This is a genomic window from Lacimonas salitolerans (assembly GCF_042677865.1).
In the GTDB taxonomy this organism is placed as follows: Bacteria; Pseudomonadota; Alphaproteobacteria; order Rhodobacterales; family Rhodobacteraceae; genus Lutimaribacter; species Lutimaribacter salitolerans.
Genome location: NZ_JBHUDD010000027.1, coordinates 126,360 through 144,823, shown reverse-complemented (window position 1 = coordinate 144,823; position 18,464 = coordinate 126,360). Strand labels below are relative to the sequence as shown.

Here is an 18,464-nt window from a genome sequence, read left to right as displayed (position 1 = left end):
ATGGATGCCCGCGCCATCATCGCCCGCATACGCGACGGCCAGCCGGTCGGGGCGGACGCCCTGCGCTGGTTCACGCAAGGACTGGCAGACGGCGGCATCAGCGATGCGCAGGCCGGGGCCTTTGCCATGGCGGTGCTGCTGACCGGGCTGGATCAGCAGGGGCGGGTGGCGCTGACACTGGCGATGCGGGATTCGGGCGATGTGCTGCGTTGGGATCTGGATCGCCCGGTGATCGACAAGCATTCCACCGGCGGCGTGGGCGATTGCGTGTCTCTGGTGCTGGCCCCTGCGCTGGCCGCCTGCGGTGCTGCGGTGCCGATGATCTCGGGGCGCGGCTTGGGCCACACCGGCGGCACGCTCGACAAGCTTGAGGCGATACCGGGTTTCACGACCACGCTGGACGAGGCGCGCTTGCGCTCGGTCGTGGATCAGGCGGGCTGCGCCATCGTGGCGGCCAGTGCACGGATCGCGCCTGCCGACAAGCGGCTTTATGCGGTGCGCGACGTGACGGCGACGGTCGAAAGCCTGGACCTGATCACCGCCTCGATCCTGTCGAAGAAACTGGCGGCGGGTCTGGGTGGGCTGGTGCTGGACGTAAAGACCGGCTCGGGCGCGTTCATGAAAACAGCCAAGGAGGCGCGATCCCTGGCGCGCGCACTGGTGGACACGGCGGTTGATGCGGGCTGCCCTACCGCCGCGCTGATCACCGATATGTCGCAGCCGCTGGCCCCCGATCTGGGCAACGCGCTGGAGGTGGCGTCGGCCATGCGCGTGCTGACCGGCGCGGCGCGCGGTCGGCTGCATGATCTGAGCGTGGCCCTTGGCGGCGCGGCGCTGGTGCAGGGCGGGCTGGCGCAGGATGCCGGTGCAGGTGCGGCGCAGGTGGCCCGCGCCATCGACACGGGCCGCGCGGCCGAGGTGTTCGCCCGCATGGTGGCCGCGCAGGGCGGGCCGCTGGCCTTTGTCGACAACTGGGCGCGGTTCCTGCCCGAGGCGCCGGTGATCCGCGAGGTGCCCGCCCCCCGCGCCGGATACGTCACCGCGATGGATGGTCAGGCGCTGGGTCTGGCGGTTGTGGGACTTGGCGGCGGGCGGCAGGTCGAGACGGACACGGTGGACCCGGCAGTCGGCCTGTCGGATGTCGTGTCGCTTGGGGACCGGGTGGACAAGGGCCAGCCGCTGGTCCGCATCCATGCCGCCCGCGAGGATGCCGCCGACGCCGCGTTGCGCGCGGTGCAGGCGGCCATCACGCTGGGCGATGACACGCCCGCGCTGCCGCCTTTGGTGATCGAACGGGTGGGCATATGACCCGGGCTTTTCTGGTCGTACTCGACTCTGTGGGCATCGGCGGCGCACCGGATGCTGCCGACTTCTTCAACGGCAGCCTGCCCGATACCGGGGCCAACACGCTGCTGCACATCGCGCAGGCCTGTGCGGCAGGCCGGGCCGAGGACGGGCGCAGCGGGCCGTTGCGCCTGCCGGTGCTGGACGCACTGGGCCTTGGCGCGGCGATCCGGCTGGCCAGCGGGGCAGATGCGCCGGGGTTGGGTGCCATGCCACAGGGCCTGTGGGGGGCCGCGACCGAGGCCAGCCCGGGCAAGGACACCCCTACCGGCCATTGGGAACTGGCGGGTGTGCCGTTGTCGCGCGCATGGCATTATTTCCCCGACACGCAACCTGCCTTTCCCGCCGATCTGTCGGCGGCGGTGGCGCGCGCGGCCGGCACCGGGGGCATCCTTGGCGATTGCCACGCCAGCGGGACCGAGATCGTGACCCGTCTGGGGCCTGCGCATCTGCGCACCGGCTGGCCGATCTGCTATACCTCTGCCGACAGCGTTTTCCAGATCGCCGCGCACGAGGCGGCGTTCGGTCTGGACCGGCTTCTGCGCCTGTGTGCCGACGTGGCGCCCATGCTGCACGACATGGGCGTGGGCCGGGTGATTGCCCGCCCTTTCGTGGGCGAGCCGGGGGCGTTCATGCGCACTGCCAACCGTCGCGATTTCGCGGCCCCGCCGCCTGCGCCCACCCTGTGCGACTGGGTGCAGGACGCCGGGCGCGCGGTCCATGCGGTGGGCAAGATCGGTGACATATTCTCGATGCTCGGCATATCGGATGTGGTCAAGGGCAGCGATGCGGCCCTGATGGATCATCTGGACGCGCTGGTGGAGCGCGCCGGGGACGGCAGCCTGACCTTTGCCAATCTGGTCGAATTCGACAGCCTTTATGGCCACCGCCGCGACGTGTCGGGCTATGCCCGGCATCTGGAGTGGGCGGATGCGCGACTGGGCGCGCTGATCGCCCGGCTGCGGCCCGGCGATCTGCTGCTGATCACCGCCGATCATGGCAACGACCCCACTTGGCCCGGCACCGATCACACGCGCGAGCGTGTCCCGGTTCTGGGCGCAGGTCTGGGCGCAGGTCTGGGCGCGCGGGCGGTGGGGCAGGTGGGGTTTGCCGATGTGGCCGCCAGTGTCGCCGCGCATCTGGGCGTGCCCGCGCAAGGACCGGGGAAGAGTTTCCTATGACATGGCAGGATTTCCCAAAGATCGAGCTGCACCTGCACCACGAAGGCGCGGCCCCGCCGGAGTTCATCCGCCGTCTGGCGCAGGAGAAATCGGTGAACCTGTCGGGCATTTTCGATGACAGCGGCAGCTATGCCTTTGACGATTTCCCCGACTTCCTGCGGGTGTACGAGGCCGCGGCCAGCGTGCTGGGCAGCCCCGATGATTACGCGCGCCTGACCGCCGAGATACTGGCGCGGCTGGCCGGTCACGGCGTGATCTATGCCGAGACCTTTGTCAGCCCCGATTTCTGCGGTGGCGGCGATGTGTCGGCCTGGCGTGAATACCTGCACGCGATGACCGAGGCGGCAGCACAGGCCGAGGCCGCGCATGGCATCGTCTGGCGCGGCGTCGTTACCTGCGTGCGGCATTTCGGTCCCTACAGGTCGCGCGCGGCGGCGCGGTGTGCCGCGGAAACAGCCGGGCAGGGGATCGTCGGTTTCGGCATGGGCGGGAACGAGACGATGGGCCGTCAGGGCGATTTCGCCTGGGCCTTCGACTGCGCACGCGAGGCGGGGCTGGGCCTGACCACCCATGCGGGCGAGTTCTGCGGGGCGGACTCGGTGCGGCAGGCGCTCGACGATCTGCGGGTGGACCGCATCGGGCACGGTGTGCGCGTCGTTGAGGACCCCGCGCTGATGGATCGTCTGGCCGCCAGCGGTGTGGTGCTGGAACTGTGTCCGGGCTCCAACCTTGCGCTCGGGCTTTACCCCGACATGCGCGCCCATCCGATCGACCGGCTGCGGCGGGCGGGCGTCAGGGTGACGGTGAACACTGACGATCCGCCGTTCTTTCACACCACCATGACGGACGAGTTTGCTGCGCTTGAGCTTGCGTTTGGTTGGGGCGAGGAGGATTTTGCAGATATCACATCCACTGCGCTGCGTGCTGCGTTTTGCGATGACGTGACCAGAGACACGCTGAAAGAGCGCCTGGCGGCTGGGCATCCGGCGCTTGCAGCGCGATTTTCGCCGGATCGCATGAAAACCGACGTTTTCAACCCCGACCTGCTGCGCTAAACCCCGCCAGACCCCACAGGAGCCCGGCCATGACAGATCACCTGACCGTCGTCACTCACCCTCTGGTGCAGCACAAGCTGACCCTGATGCGCGACAAGACCACGCCGACAGCGGTGTTTCGCCAGCTTCTGCGCGAGATCAGTCAGTTTCTGGCCTATGAGATCACCGCCGATTTGCCGCTGACCACCAAGACCATCGAAACCCCGATGACCGAGATGGAAGCCCCGACGCTCAAGGGCAAGAAGCTGGCGCTGATCAGTATTCTGCGGGCGGGCAACGGCATGCTGGACGGGGTGCTGGATTGCATCCCGCTGGCGCGGGTGGGCTTCGTCGGCCTTTATCGGGACGAGGCGACGCTGCAACCCGTGCAGTATTACAGCAAGCTGCCCGAGGGGATGAACGACCGCGTGGCTCTGGTGGTCGATCCGATGCTGGCCACTGGCAACTCCTCGGCGGCAGCGGTCGATCTGGTCAAGCAGGCGGGCTGCACCGACATCCGCTTCATGTGCCTGCTGGCCGCCCCCGAAGGCGTGGCGCGGATGAAGTCCGCGCACCCGGATGTGCGCATCATCACCGCGGCGCTGGATGAGCGGCTGAACGACAAGGGATATATCGTGCCGGGACTAGGGGATGCGGGTGACCGCATGTTCGGCACGAAATAAAGGGGGTTGCATCGTCGCCGGTCTTTACTCAGAGGCGCAAACCATGCAATCTGATGCCTAACAACCGCGTGGGGGCGCATATGATCAGGTTAAGGGTTCTTTCTGCTGCCATTCTAATGGGTCACATCGGGCTGGGCGCCGCGCATGCGCAGTCGATCAGGACTGCGACCCCGGCCGAGTTTCCGCCGTCGTCCTATACCGGCAGTCAATATGTCGACAGCCGGGGCTGCGTATACATCCGGGCCGGGATCGACGGTGCGGTGTCCTGGGTGCCGCGCATGAACAGCGGTCGGGAGCATATCTGCAACGCGCAGCCGACCAACGTGGCCAGCGCGCCCGACCAGAGCAGGCAGGCCGCGTCGTCCCCGGACCCGGTGGTGCTGCCACCACCGTCTGACATGCCGCGCAGTGCGGCCTCTGACCCCGCCCCGACACCGGAACCCAGCACAAGCCGCCCGGCAGCGCCGCGCGAGGCGGCCCCCGCTCCGTCCCCGGCCCCAACCCCGCGGCGTGTCGCGGCCCCTGCGGCGCAACCGGTGCAATCCGCCACCCCGCAGCCCCGTCGCGTGGCGGTGGCCAGCGCCCCGGCTCCGCGCGTGATGCGCCCCGCGGCACCACAAGCCCGGCAGATTGCCGTGCCCGCACGGAAATCCGCCCAAACCCGCGCCCCTGCCGTGAACCGCGTCGCGGCCGGATCGGGCGGTTGCCGCTGGGCCTCGTCCGTCAGCGCGCAGTACATGCGGGGCGAAGGCGTGCGCTGCGGCCCGCAGTCGGCCAGCCCCGTGCCGGGCACCGCCCGCTTGATGGCCGGCGTGCCAGCAGCGGATCGTGCCAGCAGCGATACCCGCAGGGCCCCGCAAATGGTGCGGATCACGTCCACCACCCGCGTCGCGCCCTTGCATGTGGCCAAGATGCAGGCGCAGGCCGCCGATGTGGGGCGTGTTCCCCCCGGCTATCGCCTTGTGTGGGAGGATGACCGCCTGAACCCCTATCGCGCGCACCAGACACTGGCGGGCAAGCGCCAGATGGACCTGCGCTGGACCCGCGAGTCTCCGCGTCGCCTGATCGATATTTCGACGGGCCTGGATGTGACCGCATTCAACCCCGACCTGGTCTATCCCTACACGTCAATGGAACAGCAGCAGCAGGCATCGGCGGTTCAGCCGCGCGGGTACCTGTCGACCCAAGGCCGCGCAGTCGCGCCACAGCCCACTGTCTCAACTCGCTCGGCCCCGCGTGCAGCTCAGTCTGCCACCAGCGAGGCCGTGCGCGTGGCGGTCAGCCATCGGTATGTTCAGGTCGGCCGCTACGGGTCGGATGCCGAGGCGCGTCGCGACGCCGCCCGGCTAGGCCGTGCCGGGCTGGTGGTGCGCATGGGCACGCTGCACAGCAACGGCGGCACGGCGCGGGTTCTGCTGGCCGGCCCCTACAGCACGCCGCAGGATCTGGGCAATGCGCTGCACGCGGCGCGGCGCGCCGGCTTTGGAAGCGCGTTCACCCGGCGATAGGTTCAAAGACAACCGCATGATCGGACCCGCGCAGAGATGTGCGGGTCTTTTTCGTTGCGCGTGCGTGATTTGCGGCAAACGGCCCGACAGGCCTGCCAACTGGCACCCGTCGTCAGCTCCCGCAGATCGATTGCAGGCGCAGCCAGTCGTTGTCATCCAGCAGCACGCGCGTGTCGGGGGCCATGGCAAAGGGGTCCGCCTCGATCAACGGCAGGGTGGTTTCGCCGGTTGCATCCACGGCATAGGCATAGGGGCTGGCACGCACGCCCGCCCGCTCGAACGCCGCCAGCAACTGGTCATCGGGCACCACCACGGGCGGCGATGCGGGCAGGGTCTCGGCATGGTGTTGCAGGCTGTCGTCGGACACCATGCCCGTCGTCAGCAGGCGGAACGAGGTGCGCGTTCCCCCCGCGCGCAACAGGCGGTCCAGCGGATCGGACAGCGCCGCGCGCTCTTGTGCGGCGATGATATGGCCCGCCAGCACATCGGCGCTGTCGTGATCCTCGATCAGGCGGGCGCGCAGCAGGATGCGCCCGCCGGGCAGGGCCAACGCATCGCGCACCCCGTCGCGCACGACCTGAAGGTCGGGCACCCTGCCATCCGGCCCGGGCAGCCGCGCGGCCAGCCGCCGCAGCGCCGCCATGCCCTGCGGATCGGCGCAGACCGGGCCGGTGACGCGCTGCATCTGACCGGCCAGCGCGGCACCGATATCGGCGCGCTTGCTGTCGGGCACGACCTTGACGGCGTGTTCGCGCAGCGCCTCGGGCAGCCAGAAGACCGCAACAGCCGCCACCGCTGCCGCCGACAGGGCCAGCATCACCAGCCGCAGGCGGCCGGGATGCGGGCGGCCGCGCTCGATCGCGTCGCGCAGCTTTTCTATGGCCGCGATCATCTCGGGAGCGTCCGCGCCCAGTTCAAGCGTCTCGTCCGGATCGCCGTCGGGGTTGAACAGCGCCGGCAGCTCGCCGGGGTTGGCACGTTCGACCGCCGCCAGCGACCAGTGCGCCAGTGGCCTGTCCTGCATGTCGGAAATCACCAGCGTGGCATCGCCGATGGATACCACGACCTCACGCCGCTGGGCCTGGGCGGTGGCGCGCCACAGCCCGGTCGCCTCGATCCGCTGGTATTGCTTCAGTGCTGTCATGTGCGCGGGCCTGCTCTGCCTCTGGATACACGATAGCACGTGCGGCAAAGCAGGGGCAACGCCCGTGGCGATGGGGCGTATGGCAGGTTTGCCCCCACTGGCAATGCCGTGCTTTGGCGACTATCTTGGCGACAAAGGGCAAAGGGGCAGGGTTTGGTGATTTCCAGCATAGCCGACGGCATTGCGCGCACGGTCGAAGGCATCGGCGACAGCGTGTCGGGCGCGTTTTTTGAACCGGTGATCCGGCTGGGTGTGACCGGGCTGGCGCGGTCGGGCAAGACGGTGTTCATCACTTCGCTGGTGGCCAATATGCTGGACCGCGGGCGCATGCCGCAACTGGTGGCCGCCGCCGATGGGCGGATCGCTGCGGCGTTCCTGCAACCGCAGCCCGATGATACCGTGCCAAGGTTCGATTACGAGACGCATTACGCCGCGCTGACCGCCGACGCCCCCCGCTGGCCTGACAGCACGCGCGCGGTGTCCGAACTGCGCCTGTCGCTGCGGGTGCGTCCCACCGGGCTGCTGGGCGGCTTGCAGGGGCCGCGCACCGTGCATCTGGATATCGTGGATTACCCCGGCGAATGGCTGCTGGATCTGGCGCTGCTGGACAAGACCTATGCCCAGTGGTCGGACGAGGTTCTGACCCGCATCGCATCGCGCCCGCAGGCCGCCGAGTTCATGGCGCGCGCGCAGGCCACCGATGGCACGGCGGCGCATGACGAACCCACCGCGCGCGGCCTGGCCGACAGTTTCACCGCCTACCTGCATGCAGCGCGCGCGGCGGGGTTCTATGACTGCACGCCGGGGCGGTTCCTGCTGCCCGGCGATCTGGCGGGCAGCCCGGCGATCACATTTGCGCCGCTGCCGCAGGCCGGCGACGCCCCGCGCAAGTCGCTGACGCGCGAGATGGCGCGTCGGTTCGAGGCATACAAGGCACAGGTGGTCAAACCCTTCTTCCGCGAGCATTTCGCCAAGATCGACCGGCAGGTGGTGCTGGTGGATGCGCTGGGGGCGATCAACGCCGGCCCCAGGGCGGTCGAGGACATGCGCCTTGCCATGGCTGACATCCTGTCTGCGTTCCGCCCCGGCCGAAACGCGTTCCTCAGCCAGCTCTTGCTGGGCAAGCGGGTGGAAAAGATCCTGTTTGCCGCGACCAAGGCGGACCATCTGCATCACACCCAGCACGCCCGCCTGACCGCGATCATGGAGGCGCTGACCCGCGACGCCCGATCGCGTGCGGACTTTGCCGGGGCCAAGACGCAGGCCATGTCCATCGCCGCCCTGCGCGCCACGACCGAGGATACCATTACCCACGAGGGGCGCGACCTGGATTGCGTGCGCGGCACGCTGCTGGACACAGGCAAGCGCGCGGCGTTCTATCCCGGTGCGCTGCCCGAAGACCCCAACCGCCTGTTGTCACCCGCTCGCGACGGGGCTGACAGGTGGCTTGAGGCGGATTACCAGATCATGCGCTTTGCGCCTGCGCGGCTGACCCTGAAGCCGGGCGAGGGGCCGCCGCATATCCGGCTGGACCGGGCGGCGCAGTTCCTGTTCGGGGATCGTCTGTGACCAGAGGCGCGCGCCCCGCCCGGCTGTGGCATGTGCCATGGCTGTTGCGCATCCTTTGGGCGCATGAGGGCAGCACCGACCGCCCCCGCCACAGCGATGCCGCGCTGATGGTGCGGCTGATCCGTCAGGGGGCCGTGCGGGTGATTGCGGACGCGCGCGGCCCGGTCGGTTTCATGGCGCGGCAGGGGTCTGTGGTGCTGGCGCTTTATGTGCATCCGCGTGTGCAAGGGCAGGGGAATGGCAGCGCGTTGCTGACCGATGCCAAGGCTCATCAGCCACAGCTTGAACTGTGGACGCTTCAGGACAACACTGCCGCGCGGCGGTTCTATGCCACCCATGGCTTCGTCGAGGTGGCGCGCGGAGCGGGGCTGGGCAATGACAAGGGTCTGCCCGACATCCATCTGGCCTGGCAAAAAGAGGAGGTTGCATGACCAACGGTCCTGTTCTGATCGATCTGGACGGCGACGATACCGCCCCCGGCCCCGATGCCGCCCCCCCGGTGCCCGATCCGGGCATGCCCGCGCCGCAGGGCCGCGCGATGCAGACCGTGGCGACCCTTGGCGCGCGCCGTCCCTCGCGGCTGGCGCGCTGGTTCTGGGGGCTGGCGCTGGCGGTGCTGGGGGCGGTCGTATCCGTCGCGGCGTGGGATTTCGCCACCGGGCTGATCGCGCGTATTCCTGTTCTGGGGTATGCGGTGACGGCCTTGATCGGCGCGCTGGTGCTGGTCTCGCTGGTGGCGATTGTGCGCGAACTGGCGGCGTTTTCGCGCCTGTCGCGGATGGACAAGCTGCAGGGCCGGGCCGAGGCGGCATTGGCCGAAGAGGCGCTGCCCAAGGCGCGTGCTGTGGTGGCCGAGCTGGAAACCCTCTATGCCAACAGGTCGGAACTGGATTGGAACCGCACGCGGTTTTCCGGCCGGCGGGACGAGCAGTTTGATGTCGTGGCGCTGTTTTCTCTGACCGAGTCCGAGATGCTGGCCCCGCTGGACGCGCTGGCGCGCGCCGAGGTCGAGGCCGCAGCCCGGCAGGTGGCGATGGTCACGGCGCTGGTGCCGCTGGCGCTGGCGGATGTGGTGGCGGCGCTGACATCGAATTTGCGGATGATCCGTCGGATTGCCGAAATATATGGTGGTCGGTCGGGTGTGCTGGGCAGTTGGCGGCTGACGCGGGCGGTGATGACGCATCTGGTGGCCACGGGGGCCGTTGCGGTGGGCGATGACATGATCGGCTCGATCGCGGGGGGCAACGTGCTGGCCAAGCTGTCGCGCCGGTTCGGCGAGGGGATCGTGAACGGCGCGCTGACCGCGCGGGTGGGCATCGCCGCGATGGAGGTCTGCCGCCCGCTGCCGTTCTCACGCGGATCGCGGCCCTCGGTCTCGGGCACGGTCAAGCGTGCGCTGACGGGGCTGTTCGGAACGTCCTAAAGGCCCAGCCGACGCTCGCGCCGGATCACCGCGATGATCGAGGCCACGGCCAGAACGGATGTGATGAACATGATCCAGATCAGCGGAAACTCTCCGGCGCCGGGCACGAGCAGCGCCCCGGCAAGGGCCGACAGGCCCGCGCCACCGCCGATCATGATCGCGCCACCAAGGCCGGATGCCGTGCCCGCCAGATGCGGGCGCACCGACAGCATGCCCGCGGTGGCGTTGGAAATCACCATGCCATTGCCCACGCCCACCACCGACATGAACCCGAAAAAGCTGAGCGGGCTGGAGAACCCGGAATAGGACGACACCAGCGACAGCGCCATGCCCGCCGACGCGATCAGCGTGCCCCAGAGCACCATGTTGTTGACGCCAACACGCGCCGCATAGGCCCCGGTGAACCAGTTGCCCAGGAAATACCCGATGGACGGGGCCGCGAAGTAGAGGCCCATCTGCGCGGGCCCAAGGTTGAACACGTTCGAGGCCACGAAAGGCGCGCCGCCCAGATAGGCAAAGAACGCCCCCGATCCAAAGGCTGCCGCAAGGCAGTAGCCCCAGAAGCGCGGGCTGGTCAGCAACTCGGGGTATTCGCGGAACTGCTGGCCCAGCGTGTTGCCCGAGGGGATTGCCGTCTCGCCCAGATCGCGCCAGGTGATCCAGAACACCAAAAGCCCGGCAAAGAACAGCATCCAGAAATTCGCATGCCAGTCGAACAGCTCTTCCAGAACGCCACCGAGAGCTGGGCCGATCATCGGCACCACGGCCATGCCCATCGTGACGTAGCCGATCATCGAGGCCGCGCGATCCTGGGTGAACATGTCGCGCACCACGGCGCGCGACAGCACCATCGCCACGGCCACGACCGCCTGCACCATCCGGAATATCAGGAAAACCGTGACATTGGGGGCAAGGATGCAGCCCAGCGTCGCCACCAGATACAGGCCAAGGCCCCACAGAATGATCGGGCGACGGCCAAATCGGTCGGAAATCGGGCCGACCACCACCTGCAGCAGCGCGTTCATCGCCAGGTAAATCGCCACCGACAACTGCATCAGCCGGTATTCGGTGTCGAAATAGGCCGTCATTCCGGGTAGAGAGGGCAGGAATATGTTCATGCTGAGCGCGGAAATACCGGCCAGCAGGATCAGGGTCGAGATATGCGGGGGCGTGCTGCGGTCGAGATAGCGCACCGGTTGAACGTCACTCATGCAGGTATGGGTATGCCCGGGGCGTCGGGGTGTCCATATTTGCCGCTGGGTTATTTGCAGGTTTGCACTTTGCGATGAATTTGTTTCACACGGTTTGCAAATTTGCCCGATTTTCCTTTGCGCCATGCCCGCGCAACATTATAACCCGCTCAAACGGAAGGGGACCGCCATGAAAGACATCCTGCTGGAACTGGAAAACCGTCGCAATGCCGCGCGTCTGGGGGGCGGCGAGAGCCGCATCGCCTCGCAGCACGACAAGGGCAAGCTGACCGCGCGCGAACGGATCGATCTGCTGGTCGATGAGGGCAGCTTTGAAGAATACGACATGTTTGTCGCGCATCGCTGCATCGATTTCGGGATGGAGGAAAACCGGCCCTATGGCGACGGGGTGGTGACCGGCTGGGGCACGATCAACGGGCGGCTGGTCTATGTGTTCAGCCAGGACTTTACCGTTCTGGGCGGCTCGGTGTCGGCCACCCATGCCAAGAAGATCTGCAAGATCATGGACATGGCGATGCAGAACGGCGCGCCGGTGATCGGGATCAATGACAGCGGCGGCGCGCGTATCCAGGAAGGCGTGGACAGCCTTGCAGGCTATGGCGACGTGTTCCAGCGCAACATCATGGCCAGCGGCGTGGTCCCGCAGATCAGCCTGATCATGGGGCCCTGTGCGGGTGGCGCGGTCTACTCTCCGGCGATGACCGACTTCATCTTCATGGTCAAGGACAGCAGCTATATGTTCGTGACCGGGCCTGACGTGGTCAAGACCGTGACCAACGAGCACGTAACCGCCGAGGAGCTGGGCGGGGCCAGCACCCACACCAGGAAAAGCAGCGTGGCCGACGGCGCGTTCGAGAACGATGTCGAGGCCCTGGCCGAGGTCCGCCGCCTGATCGATTTCCTGCCCGCCAACAACCGCGAAAAACCGCCCGTGCGTCCGTTCTTCGACGATGTCGACCGGGTCGAGACAAGCCTTGATACGCTGGTGCCGGAAAACCCCAACTCGCCTTATGACATGAAGGAGCTGATCCTGAAGATCGGTGACGAGGGCGATTTCTACGAGATCCAGGAAGAGTTCGCCAAGAACATCATCACCGGCTTCATCCGGATGGAGGGGCAGACCGTAGGCGTCGTGGCCAACCAGCCGATGGTGCTGGCCGGGGTGCTGGACATCGACAGCGCGCGCAAGGCGGCCCGGTTCGTGCGGTTCTGCGACGCGTTCGAGATTCCGATCCTGACGCTGGTGGATGTGCCGGGGTTCCTGCCCGGGACCAAGCAGGAATACGATGGCGTGATCAAGCATGGGGCCAAGCTGCTGTTCGCCTATGGCGAGGCGACGGTGCCCAAGGTGACGGTGATCACGCGCAAGGCCTATGGCGGGGCCTATGTGGTGATGGCGTCCAAGCATCTGCGCGCCGATGTGAACTATGCCTGGCCGACCTCGGAGATTGCGGTGATGGGCGCCAAGGGCGCGACCGAGATCCTGTATCGCAGCGAATTGGGTGATACCGACAAGATCGCGCAGCGCACCAAGGAGTACGAGGATGCCTTTGCCAACCCCTTCGTGGCGGCCGAGCGCGGTTTCATCGACGAGGTGATCCAGCCGCGCAGCACCCGCAAGCGGGTGGCGCGGGCCTTTGCCATGCTGCGCAACAAAAAGCAGGACATGCCCTGGAAGAAGCACGACAACATCCCGCTGTAAGGGGCGGTGAGGGGCAGGGGGGCGCTGCCCCCCGTCGCGCGATGCGCGACTCCCCCCGGGATATTTTCAGAGAGAGGAAGACAAGGGCTGTGGCAGGACGCGCGCGACATCATCGCTGGCATGTGGAGCGGGGGCAGGATGTGCTGACCCTGTCGCGCTGTCGCCCTGCGCGGTTCGACTTGGCTGTCGAGGCCGTTCTGCCGGTGATGGAGCCTTTGCGTCTGGCGCACCAGATCCGTCAGGACATGTGGCGTGCGCTGCGCGATCTACGCGGCTTTGCGCCGGCGGTGCGGGTGGCCCGGTCGGGTGATGTGCTGCACGTGACAGCCGGCGGCGCGGTGGCGGGGCCGGTGCCGCGTGCGCAGGCCGAGGCGGCGATCCGGGCCGTGCTGGACAACCCGGCCAACCGGGCACGCTGGCAGGGCTATGCAAAGGTTCGGGCGCATGTTTAGGTGGGTGGGCGGATTTGTCGCGCTTGGAGGGGCGTTCGCGTGCGCGACCACGGTTGCCGGGCAGGAGGAGGCCCGGCCCGTGCCCTCTGTTCCTTCGGGGCTGGACGTGACCTTGCAGGATCATCTGCTGGATGATCTGGGCAGTCTGGGCGTGTTTGCGCGGTTTCGCTTCGTCGTGCCGGGGATCGCGCAAGGCGCGGGCTTTGGTCAGGTCGAGAGCGACTTTCCGATCCTGTGCCGGGACTACGCGGTGCCCGCCCTGCGTGACGCGGCGGTTTCCCCCGAACGGATCGTGATTTCCTATGCGTCCGCGCCGGTCGAGTTCGGGGCTTATGACCCCGATATCGTGCAGTTCTTCGAGGCGTTTCGGGTCGAGGATGGCACCTGCATCTGGGAGGGATTCTGACCATGCCACAATATCTTGCGCGGCAAAGTTCAGGCATGGGTGTAACTGCAGCTTTCCCGTCACAGGCTGGGTTTGCGTGGCGCGGCGGATATCAATCCGGGCTTGATTGCAGTATTCTGCCCAACGGTTGCACCCAAGTGACCGTTACTTCGTTTGAGGGGCAGGTGGCGCGCAAATGCGCCGGTTTGTCTGTAACAAGATACAGGAGAAACAGATGTCGAAGAGCATCAAGAGCATGTTGGCCCTGGGCCTGGTTGTCACCGTGGCAGCCTGCGCACAGCCGCCGCAGGAAGAATACGTCGTGGTCGAGCCCGCGCCCATCTCGATGGAGCCGACCTACACCGGCAAGTACAAGTAATCCGGTATCGGGGCGGGCCCCTGGGCCCGTTCCCACCCCCGCCTTGCAGGATGCGGAGGGCGGGCCATGCTGAAGCATCGCGGCTTCCCGGGCCGATTGCCGGGCACAGATCATCAATTCGTCATCCGTCGCGCCAACGACAAGGGGGCCACCCCTCTGATCCGGCGCGAGCGGTATCGCGACCGCAGGCCAGGTGACCTGCGCGCGGATGCGGCCTTTCTGGGCGCATTGTGGGATCATTTTGGCGATCAACCGTTCGAGCGCGGCAATCTGGATGCCGGGCGGTTGTCCTGGCTGTTCGGGCGCGAGGTGCTGCCTGCGCAAGATCCGTTCGATCCGGAAAGCTACGAGGCGCTGCTGGTCGTTGACGAGGCCGCGGCCCGCGCGGCCTTTCCCGAGGTTTTCGAGGCATGATCGGCATCTTTCTGCGCAACGGTCTGCAACTTTGGCGGGAAATGGCCGAAAACAGGATGCCCTTGACTGCAGGCATTGCGAGCCTTGATGGAGAGGTGCAGATTGAGCGCGTAGTGGCGGCCCGACAAAAATGGGCCGGGACGAAACGTCTATACCGTTACCCTTCCCCTGATGGGCGGCCCGGTCACCCCCAAGGCCGGTCGCCCATTTTTTTCCTTTTCAGGTCAGATAGTTGCGGTTATCAGCGAACCTTTGCCGGAAAGGCAGGGCGGGACATCCGCGACTTTTCTTTGTGGCCTCGGGTGCCACATTCCCTGTCATGCGCAATCGCAACAACACGACAGGACACAACATGCAAATCAAACCAGTTCTTTTCACATTCCTTGCGGTCGGTGCATTGGCCGCCTGCGGCGACACGGCGGTCGAACAGTCCCTGCTGGGGGCGGGCGCGGGTGCGGCCGGGGCGGCGGTCCTCAACACCAACGTGGCCGGCGGGGCATTGGTCGGCGCGGTGGGCAATGTGGCGTACTGCCAGCAATACCCATCGCGTTGTTGACGCAACACTGGCCAGTGGAAACAATCCAGACGCTGGTCTGAAACAATGTCTTGCGGTATCCATATACTCAAAGCCTGAAGAAAAAAATCGAGGCATCGAGCATGAGAACCGCAAGAATACTGGCCGTGATGGGTTTCATCGCGGCATTGGCAGGCTGTGCATCCGTTCCGGAGACGTCCAGCCGCTTCTATTTCAGTCCGGCATACGAGCCCTTGCCGGGCTTCGGCTGACGCCTGCCACTCCTTGCCGGGGGGGCATCACCACATCGAAACACACGCATCGCAGCGCCGGACACCCTTGGGTGGTCGGCGCTGTCTTGCATTCTGACCAGCCATGAAAAAGGGACAGCGCATGTTCAACAAGATCCTGATTGCCAACCGGGGCGAGATCGCCTGCCGCGTGATCAAGACGGCCAAAAAGATGGGGCTGACCACGGTTGCGGTCTATTCGGATGCCGACAAGCATGCGCTGCATGTGCGGATGGCCGACGAAGCGGTGCACATCGGCCCGCCGCAGGCCAACCAGTCCTATATCGTGATCGACAAGATCATGGCGGCGATCAAGTCCAGCGGCGCGCAGGCGGTGCATCCCGGCTATGGCTTCCTGTCGGAAAACCCCAAGTTTGCCAAGGCGCTGGAGGCCGCAGGCGTCGCCTTTGTCGGCCCGCCCAAGGGCGCGATCGAGGCGATGGGCGACAAGATCACCAGCAAGAAGCTGGCCCAGGAGGCCGGGGTCAGCACGGTGCCCGGGTATATGGGGCTGATTGCCGACGCCGACGAGGCGGTCAAGATAAGCGGTGAAATCGGCTATCCGGTGATGATCAAGGCCAGCGCCGGTGGCGGCGGCAAGGGCATGCGCATCGCCTGGAATGACGACGAGGCGCGCGAGGGCTTTCAAAGCTCGAAGAACGAGGCGGCCAGCAGCTTTGGCGATGACCGCATCTTCATTGAGAAATTCGTGACACAACCGCGCCATATCGAGATTCAGGTGCTGTGCGACACCCATGGCAACGGCATCTATCTGGGCGAGCGCGAATGCAGTATCCAGCGCCGCAATCAGAAGGTGATCGAAGAGGCGCCGAGCCCCTTTCTGGACGAGGCGACGCGCCGGGCGATGGGCGAGCAGGCCGTGGCGCTGGCCAAGGCCGTGGGCTATGCCAGCGCGGGCACGGTCGAGTTCATCGTCGATGGCAACAAGGATTTCTTTTTCCTTGAGATGAACACGCGTCTGCAGGTCGAACATCCGGTTACCGAGTTGATCACCGGCGTCGATCTGGTCGAGCAGATGATCCGCGTGGCGGCAGGCGAGCCGCTGTCGATCACGCAGGACGATGTCAAACTGACCGGCTGGGCGCTGGAAAGCCGCCTGTATGCCGAAGACCCCTATCGCAACTTTCTGCCTTCAATCGGGCGGCTGACGCGCTATCGCCCTCCGATCGAGGTGGCCGCGGGGCCATTGCAGGTGGCGGGCAAGTGGCAGGGCGATGCCCCCACCGGCGACACGGCGGTGCGCAATGACACCGGCGTGTTCGAGGGGGGCGAGATCAGCATGTATTACGACCCGATGATCGCCAAGCTGTGCACCTGGGGCCCCGATCGCGCCACCGCCCTCGAGGCGATGCGCGTGGCGCTGGACCGGTTCGAGGTTGAAGGCATCGGGCACAACTTGCCGTTCCTGTCGGCGGTGATGGATCACCCCAAGTTCGTGGCGGGCGAGATGACCACGGCCTTCATCGCCGAAGAGTTCCCCGACGGTTTCGATGGTGTGGCGCTGGATGACGACGCGTTGCGCAGGATCGCGGCCTGCTGCGCGGCGATGCACCGCGTGGCCGAAATACGCCGCGCCCGCGTGTCGGGCCGGATGGACAACCATGAACGCAAGGTCGGCAGCGACTGGAACGTGACGTTGCAGGACCAGTCGCACGACCTGACCATTGCCGCCGATCGTGACGGTGCCACGATCACGTTCGACGACGGGACCACCCATCGCGTCACCGGCACCTGGGCACCGGGCGATCAACTGGCCGATATGCAGGTGGACGATGTGGCGCTGGTGATGAAGGTCGGCAAGATCTCGGGCGGGTTCCGCATCCGCAGCCGGGGCGCGGACATCAAGGTGCATGTGCGCACGCCGCGTCAGGCCGAACTGGCGCGCAAGATGCCCGAGAAACTGCCCCCCGACACATCAAAGCTGCTGCTGTGCCCGATGCCGGGTCTGATCGTCAAGATCGACGTCGAGGAGGGTCAGGAGGTTCAGGACGGTCAGGCGCTGTGCACGGTCGAGGCCATGAAGATGGAGAACATCCTGCGCGCCGAGCGCAAGGGGATCGTCGCCAAGATCAACGCCGGGCCGGGTGACAGCCTGGCGGTGGATGATGTGATCATGGAGTTCGAATAACCTTCATGTGCCCGCGCGCCGTAACCAAGCGGAAAGGGCTTTGGCCCCATGCTGCCCCAAGGATCAACTCCGGGGGCAGGCCGCATGGCATATCTGGTGCGCATCTTGATACAGGGGGCGGCAGTGGCCGGGCTTGCCGCCTGTCTGTCGGCCTGTGCGCTGGACGAGCCGGCCAGCGCGCGGGCATTTGCGGATCGCTGGCTGCATGTGGACGTGCAGACCTATTTCACCTCGCAGCGCGGGTGCACGGTGGCGGTCTACCGGCTGTCCTCGGGCACGGTGCGGGCCGGGGGCACGCGGGTCTACGTTCTGCGGCAGGGCATAGGACGATTGCGCACGGGGCAGGCCGTGGCCTTTGGCGATCCGAACGGCACGCCCGACGGGCTGTCGCGGGCGATCATGTCGGCGGATCTGCCCGTCGGTCTGGGCCTGCTGTCCAGCGTGACGGGGCCGCGCGCCTGCATGACGGACGAGGTGGCGCAGGGCGTTGGCCGCATGCTTGCGACACCCGGCGTCATGACCATCTACGACCCGGCCGAAAACATCGTGATCCTGCTGGACGCCGCGACGCGCCACGCGGTCCTGATGCGAGGCGAGGTGTAGATCAGCCCCGGTCGTCGCTGTTCATCTGGCGAATTTCCTGCTGCCGCGTCGGCAGCTTGTCGATCCAGCGGCTGATTTCACGGGTGTCCCAGGGCAGCGGCTTGCGAATGCGTGCGCTGCCGTCCTTGCTGATCAGCACCAGAGAAAACCCGCGCGGAAACAACTCTTGCCGCAGCGGTGACCGTGCCGCCGGGTTGGTATCGACCAGCACCACGACATCGCGCCGCAGCAATGCGCCCGGATCATCCGCGAGCAGGCGCATCTGCTCGACGAACTGGGGGTCGTTCGGGCTGTCGGCAAAGACGATCACGGGCCGCGAAACCCATAGGAATTGGCTCAACTCTACCCCTTCGGCATCCACGATAGGCAATTCCGGGGGCGTATCATCGGTTTCCTGCGCCATGGAAGGCATGGCGAAAAGCAAAGCGATTGCAAAGGCTAAGACGTGTTTCATGGGTTCTCCTGTCAGGCAGGATATA

Annotated in this window: 20 protein-coding genes; 16 read left to right on the top strand and 4 right to left on the bottom strand. The window is 66.5% G+C overall.

Going from position 1 to position 18,464, the window contains the following annotated elements; all coding sequences use genetic code 11:
- The 4 genes from ACFTOW_RS03135 to upp are packed head-to-tail and all read left to right on the top strand — an operon-like array spanning position 1 to position 4,242.
- Positions 1-1,308: a thymidine phosphorylase gene (locus ACFTOW_RS03135; protein ID WP_379912971.1), complete on the top strand. Its 1,308-nt coding sequence runs from the start codon at positions 1-3 to the stop codon at positions 1,306-1,308.
- The gene (locus ACFTOW_RS03130) at positions 1,305-2,525 is read left to right on the top strand and encodes a phosphopentomutase (protein ID WP_379912969.1); all 1,221 of its coding nucleotides are present in this window, start codon (positions 1,305-1,307) and stop codon (positions 2,523-2,525) included. The genes ACFTOW_RS03135 and ACFTOW_RS03130 overlap by 4 nt, the downstream gene beginning before the upstream one ends.
- A complete protein-coding gene (locus ACFTOW_RS03125) occupies positions 2,522-3,580 on the top strand; it encodes an adenosine deaminase (RefSeq protein ID WP_379912967.1) in 1,059 nt (352 codons plus the stop codon). Before ACFTOW_RS03130 ends, ACFTOW_RS03125 begins: the two co-directional genes overlap by 4 nt.
- 29 nt (positions 3,581-3,609) lie before the next feature.
- Entirely contained in the window at positions 3,610-4,242 is a 633-nt protein-coding gene (upp, locus tag ACFTOW_RS03120; protein WP_379912965.1) for a uracil phosphoribosyltransferase, read from the top strand.
- A gap of 205 nt (positions 4,243-4,447) precedes the next feature.
- On the opposite strand, the gene ACFTOW_RS03115 is transcribed toward upp, so the two are convergent.
- Positions 4,448-5,116: a hypothetical protein gene (locus ACFTOW_RS03115; RefSeq protein WP_379912963.1), complete on the bottom strand. Its 669-nt coding sequence runs from the start codon at positions 5,114-5,116 to the stop codon at positions 4,448-4,450.
- Here ACFTOW_RS03115 and ACFTOW_RS03110 point away from each other — a divergent pair.
- Positions 5,103-5,750 (top strand): SPOR domain-containing protein, encoded by a 648-nt coding sequence (locus ACFTOW_RS03110; RefSeq protein ID WP_379912961.1) that lies wholly within the window; start codon positions 5,103-5,105, stop codon positions 5,748-5,750. The genes ACFTOW_RS03115 and ACFTOW_RS03110 overlap by 14 nt on opposite strands.
- 112 nt (positions 5,751-5,862) lie before the next feature.
- Here ACFTOW_RS03110 and ACFTOW_RS03105 read toward each other — a convergent pair whose 3' ends face one another.
- Entirely contained in the window at positions 5,863-6,894 is a 1,032-nt protein-coding gene (locus ACFTOW_RS03105) for a hypothetical protein (protein WP_379912959.1), read from the bottom strand.
- Between the two features lie 153 nt (positions 6,895-7,047).
- Here ACFTOW_RS03105 and ACFTOW_RS03100 point away from each other — a divergent pair, with 153 nt between their 5' ends.
- The 3 genes from ACFTOW_RS03100 to ACFTOW_RS03090 are packed head-to-tail and all read left to right on the top strand — an operon-like array spanning position 7,048 to position 9,886.
- Entirely contained in the window at positions 7,048-8,463 is a 1,416-nt protein-coding gene (locus ACFTOW_RS03100; RefSeq protein ID WP_379912957.1) for a YcjX family GTP-binding protein, read from the top strand.
- Positions 8,460-8,894, top strand: coding sequence for a GNAT family N-acetyltransferase (locus ACFTOW_RS03095; RefSeq protein ID WP_379912955.1), 435 nt, complete (start codon positions 8,460-8,462; stop codon positions 8,892-8,894). Before ACFTOW_RS03100 ends, ACFTOW_RS03095 begins: the two co-directional genes overlap by 4 nt.
- On the top strand, positions 8,891-9,886 hold the full coding sequence (locus ACFTOW_RS03090) for a YcjF family protein (protein ID WP_379912953.1): 996 nt from the start codon (positions 8,891-8,893) through the stop codon (positions 9,884-9,886). The genes ACFTOW_RS03095 and ACFTOW_RS03090 overlap by 4 nt, the downstream gene beginning before the upstream one ends.
- On the opposite strand, the gene ACFTOW_RS03085 is transcribed toward ACFTOW_RS03090, so the two are convergent.
- Positions 9,883-11,097, bottom strand: coding sequence for a multidrug effflux MFS transporter (locus ACFTOW_RS03085; RefSeq protein WP_379912951.1), 1,215 nt, complete (start codon positions 11,095-11,097; stop codon positions 9,883-9,885). The genes ACFTOW_RS03090 and ACFTOW_RS03085 overlap by 4 nt on opposite strands.
- 169 nt (positions 11,098-11,266) lie before the next feature.
- Between ACFTOW_RS03085 and ACFTOW_RS03080 the strand changes: the two genes are divergently transcribed.
- From ACFTOW_RS03080 to ACFTOW_RS03045, 8 genes are all read left to right on the top strand, one after another.
- Complete coding sequence (locus ACFTOW_RS03080) at positions 11,267-12,799, top strand: acyl-CoA carboxylase subunit beta (RefSeq protein ID WP_379912949.1); 1,533 nt, start codon at positions 11,267-11,269, stop codon at positions 12,797-12,799.
- A gap of 89 nt (positions 12,800-12,888) precedes the next feature.
- Positions 12,889-13,251 (top strand): hypothetical protein, encoded by a 363-nt coding sequence (locus ACFTOW_RS03075; RefSeq protein ID WP_379912947.1) that lies wholly within the window; start codon positions 12,889-12,891, stop codon positions 13,249-13,251.
- A complete protein-coding gene (locus ACFTOW_RS03070) occupies positions 13,226-13,657 on the top strand; it encodes a DUF6497 family protein (protein WP_379912945.1) in 432 nt (143 codons plus the stop codon). The genes ACFTOW_RS03075 and ACFTOW_RS03070 overlap by 26 nt, the downstream gene beginning before the upstream one ends.
- Before the next feature lie 214 nt (positions 13,658-13,871).
- A complete protein-coding gene (locus tag ACFTOW_RS03065; protein WP_379912943.1) occupies positions 13,872-14,015 on the top strand; it encodes a hypothetical protein in 144 nt (47 codons plus the stop codon).
- Between the two features lie 66 nt (positions 14,016-14,081).
- Positions 14,082-14,429: a hypothetical protein gene (locus ACFTOW_RS03060; protein ID WP_379912941.1), complete on the top strand. Its 348-nt coding sequence runs from the start codon at positions 14,082-14,084 to the stop codon at positions 14,427-14,429.
- Positions 14,430-14,781: 352 nt separating this feature from the next.
- The gene (locus ACFTOW_RS03055) at positions 14,782-14,985 is read left to right on the top strand and encodes a hypothetical protein (RefSeq protein WP_379912939.1); all 204 of its coding nucleotides are present in this window, start codon (positions 14,782-14,784) and stop codon (positions 14,983-14,985) included.
- Between the two features lie 351 nt (positions 14,986-15,336).
- Positions 15,337-17,382, top strand: a complete 2,046-nt coding sequence (locus ACFTOW_RS03050; protein ID WP_379912937.1) for an acetyl-CoA carboxylase biotin carboxylase subunit — start codon at positions 15,337-15,339, stop codon at positions 17,380-17,382.
- Between the two features lie 84 nt (positions 17,383-17,466).
- Positions 17,467-17,985 (top strand): hypothetical protein, encoded by a 519-nt coding sequence (locus tag ACFTOW_RS03045; RefSeq protein ID WP_379912935.1) that lies wholly within the window; start codon positions 17,467-17,469, stop codon positions 17,983-17,985.
- A gap of 1 nt (position 17,986) precedes the next feature.
- On the opposite strand, the gene ACFTOW_RS03040 is transcribed toward ACFTOW_RS03045, so the two are convergent.
- On the bottom strand, positions 17,987-18,439 hold the full coding sequence (locus ACFTOW_RS03040) for a DUF4174 domain-containing protein (RefSeq protein WP_379912933.1): 453 nt from the start codon (positions 18,437-18,439) through the stop codon (positions 17,987-17,989).
- Between the last annotated feature and the right edge of the window lie 25 nt (positions 18,440-18,464).

Coding starts and splice junctions, on each gene's coding strand:
- ACFTOW_RS03135 (WP_379912971.1), top strand. CDS start 1: ATGGATGCCCGCGCCATCATCGCCCGCATACGCGACGGCCAGCCGGTC.
- ACFTOW_RS03130 (WP_379912969.1), top strand. CDS start 1,305: ATGACCCGGGCTTTTCTGGTCGTACTCGACTCTGTGGGCATCGGCGGC.
- ACFTOW_RS03125 (WP_379912967.1), top strand. CDS start 2,522: ATGACATGGCAGGATTTCCCAAAGATCGAGCTGCACCTGCACCACGAA.
- upp (WP_379912965.1), top strand. CDS start 3,610: ATGACAGATCACCTGACCGTCGTCACTCACCCTCTGGTGCAGCACAAG.
- ACFTOW_RS03110 (WP_379912961.1), top strand. CDS start 5,103: ATGGTGCGGATCACGTCCACCACCCGCGTCGCGCCCTTGCATGTGGCC.
- ACFTOW_RS03105 (WP_379912959.1), bottom strand. CDS start 6,894: ATGACAGCACTGAAGCAATACCAGCGGATCGAGGCGACCGGGCTGTGG.
- ACFTOW_RS03090 (WP_379912953.1), top strand. CDS start 8,891: ATGACCAACGGTCCTGTTCTGATCGATCTGGACGGCGACGATACCGCC.
- ACFTOW_RS03085 (WP_379912951.1), bottom strand. CDS start 11,097: ATGAGTGACGTTCAACCGGTGCGCTATCTCGACCGCAGCACGCCCCCG.
- ACFTOW_RS03080 (WP_379912949.1), top strand. CDS start 11,267: ATGAAAGACATCCTGCTGGAACTGGAAAACCGTCGCAATGCCGCGCGT.
- ACFTOW_RS03070 (WP_379912945.1), top strand. CDS start 13,226: ATGCAAAGGTTCGGGCGCATGTTTAGGTGGGTGGGCGGATTTGTCGCG.
- ACFTOW_RS03065 (WP_379912943.1), top strand. CDS start 13,872: ATGTCGAAGAGCATCAAGAGCATGTTGGCCCTGGGCCTGGTTGTCACC.
- ACFTOW_RS03060 (WP_379912941.1), top strand. CDS start 14,082: ATGCTGAAGCATCGCGGCTTCCCGGGCCGATTGCCGGGCACAGATCAT.
- ACFTOW_RS03055 (WP_379912939.1), top strand. CDS start 14,782: ATGCAAATCAAACCAGTTCTTTTCACATTCCTTGCGGTCGGTGCATTG.
- ACFTOW_RS03050 (WP_379912937.1), top strand. CDS start 15,337: ATGTTCAACAAGATCCTGATTGCCAACCGGGGCGAGATCGCCTGCCGC.
- ACFTOW_RS03045 (WP_379912935.1), top strand. CDS start 17,467: ATGGCATATCTGGTGCGCATCTTGATACAGGGGGCGGCAGTGGCCGGG.
- ACFTOW_RS03040 (WP_379912933.1), bottom strand. CDS start 18,439: ATGAAACACGTCTTAGCCTTTGCAATCGCTTTGCTTTTCGCCATGCCT.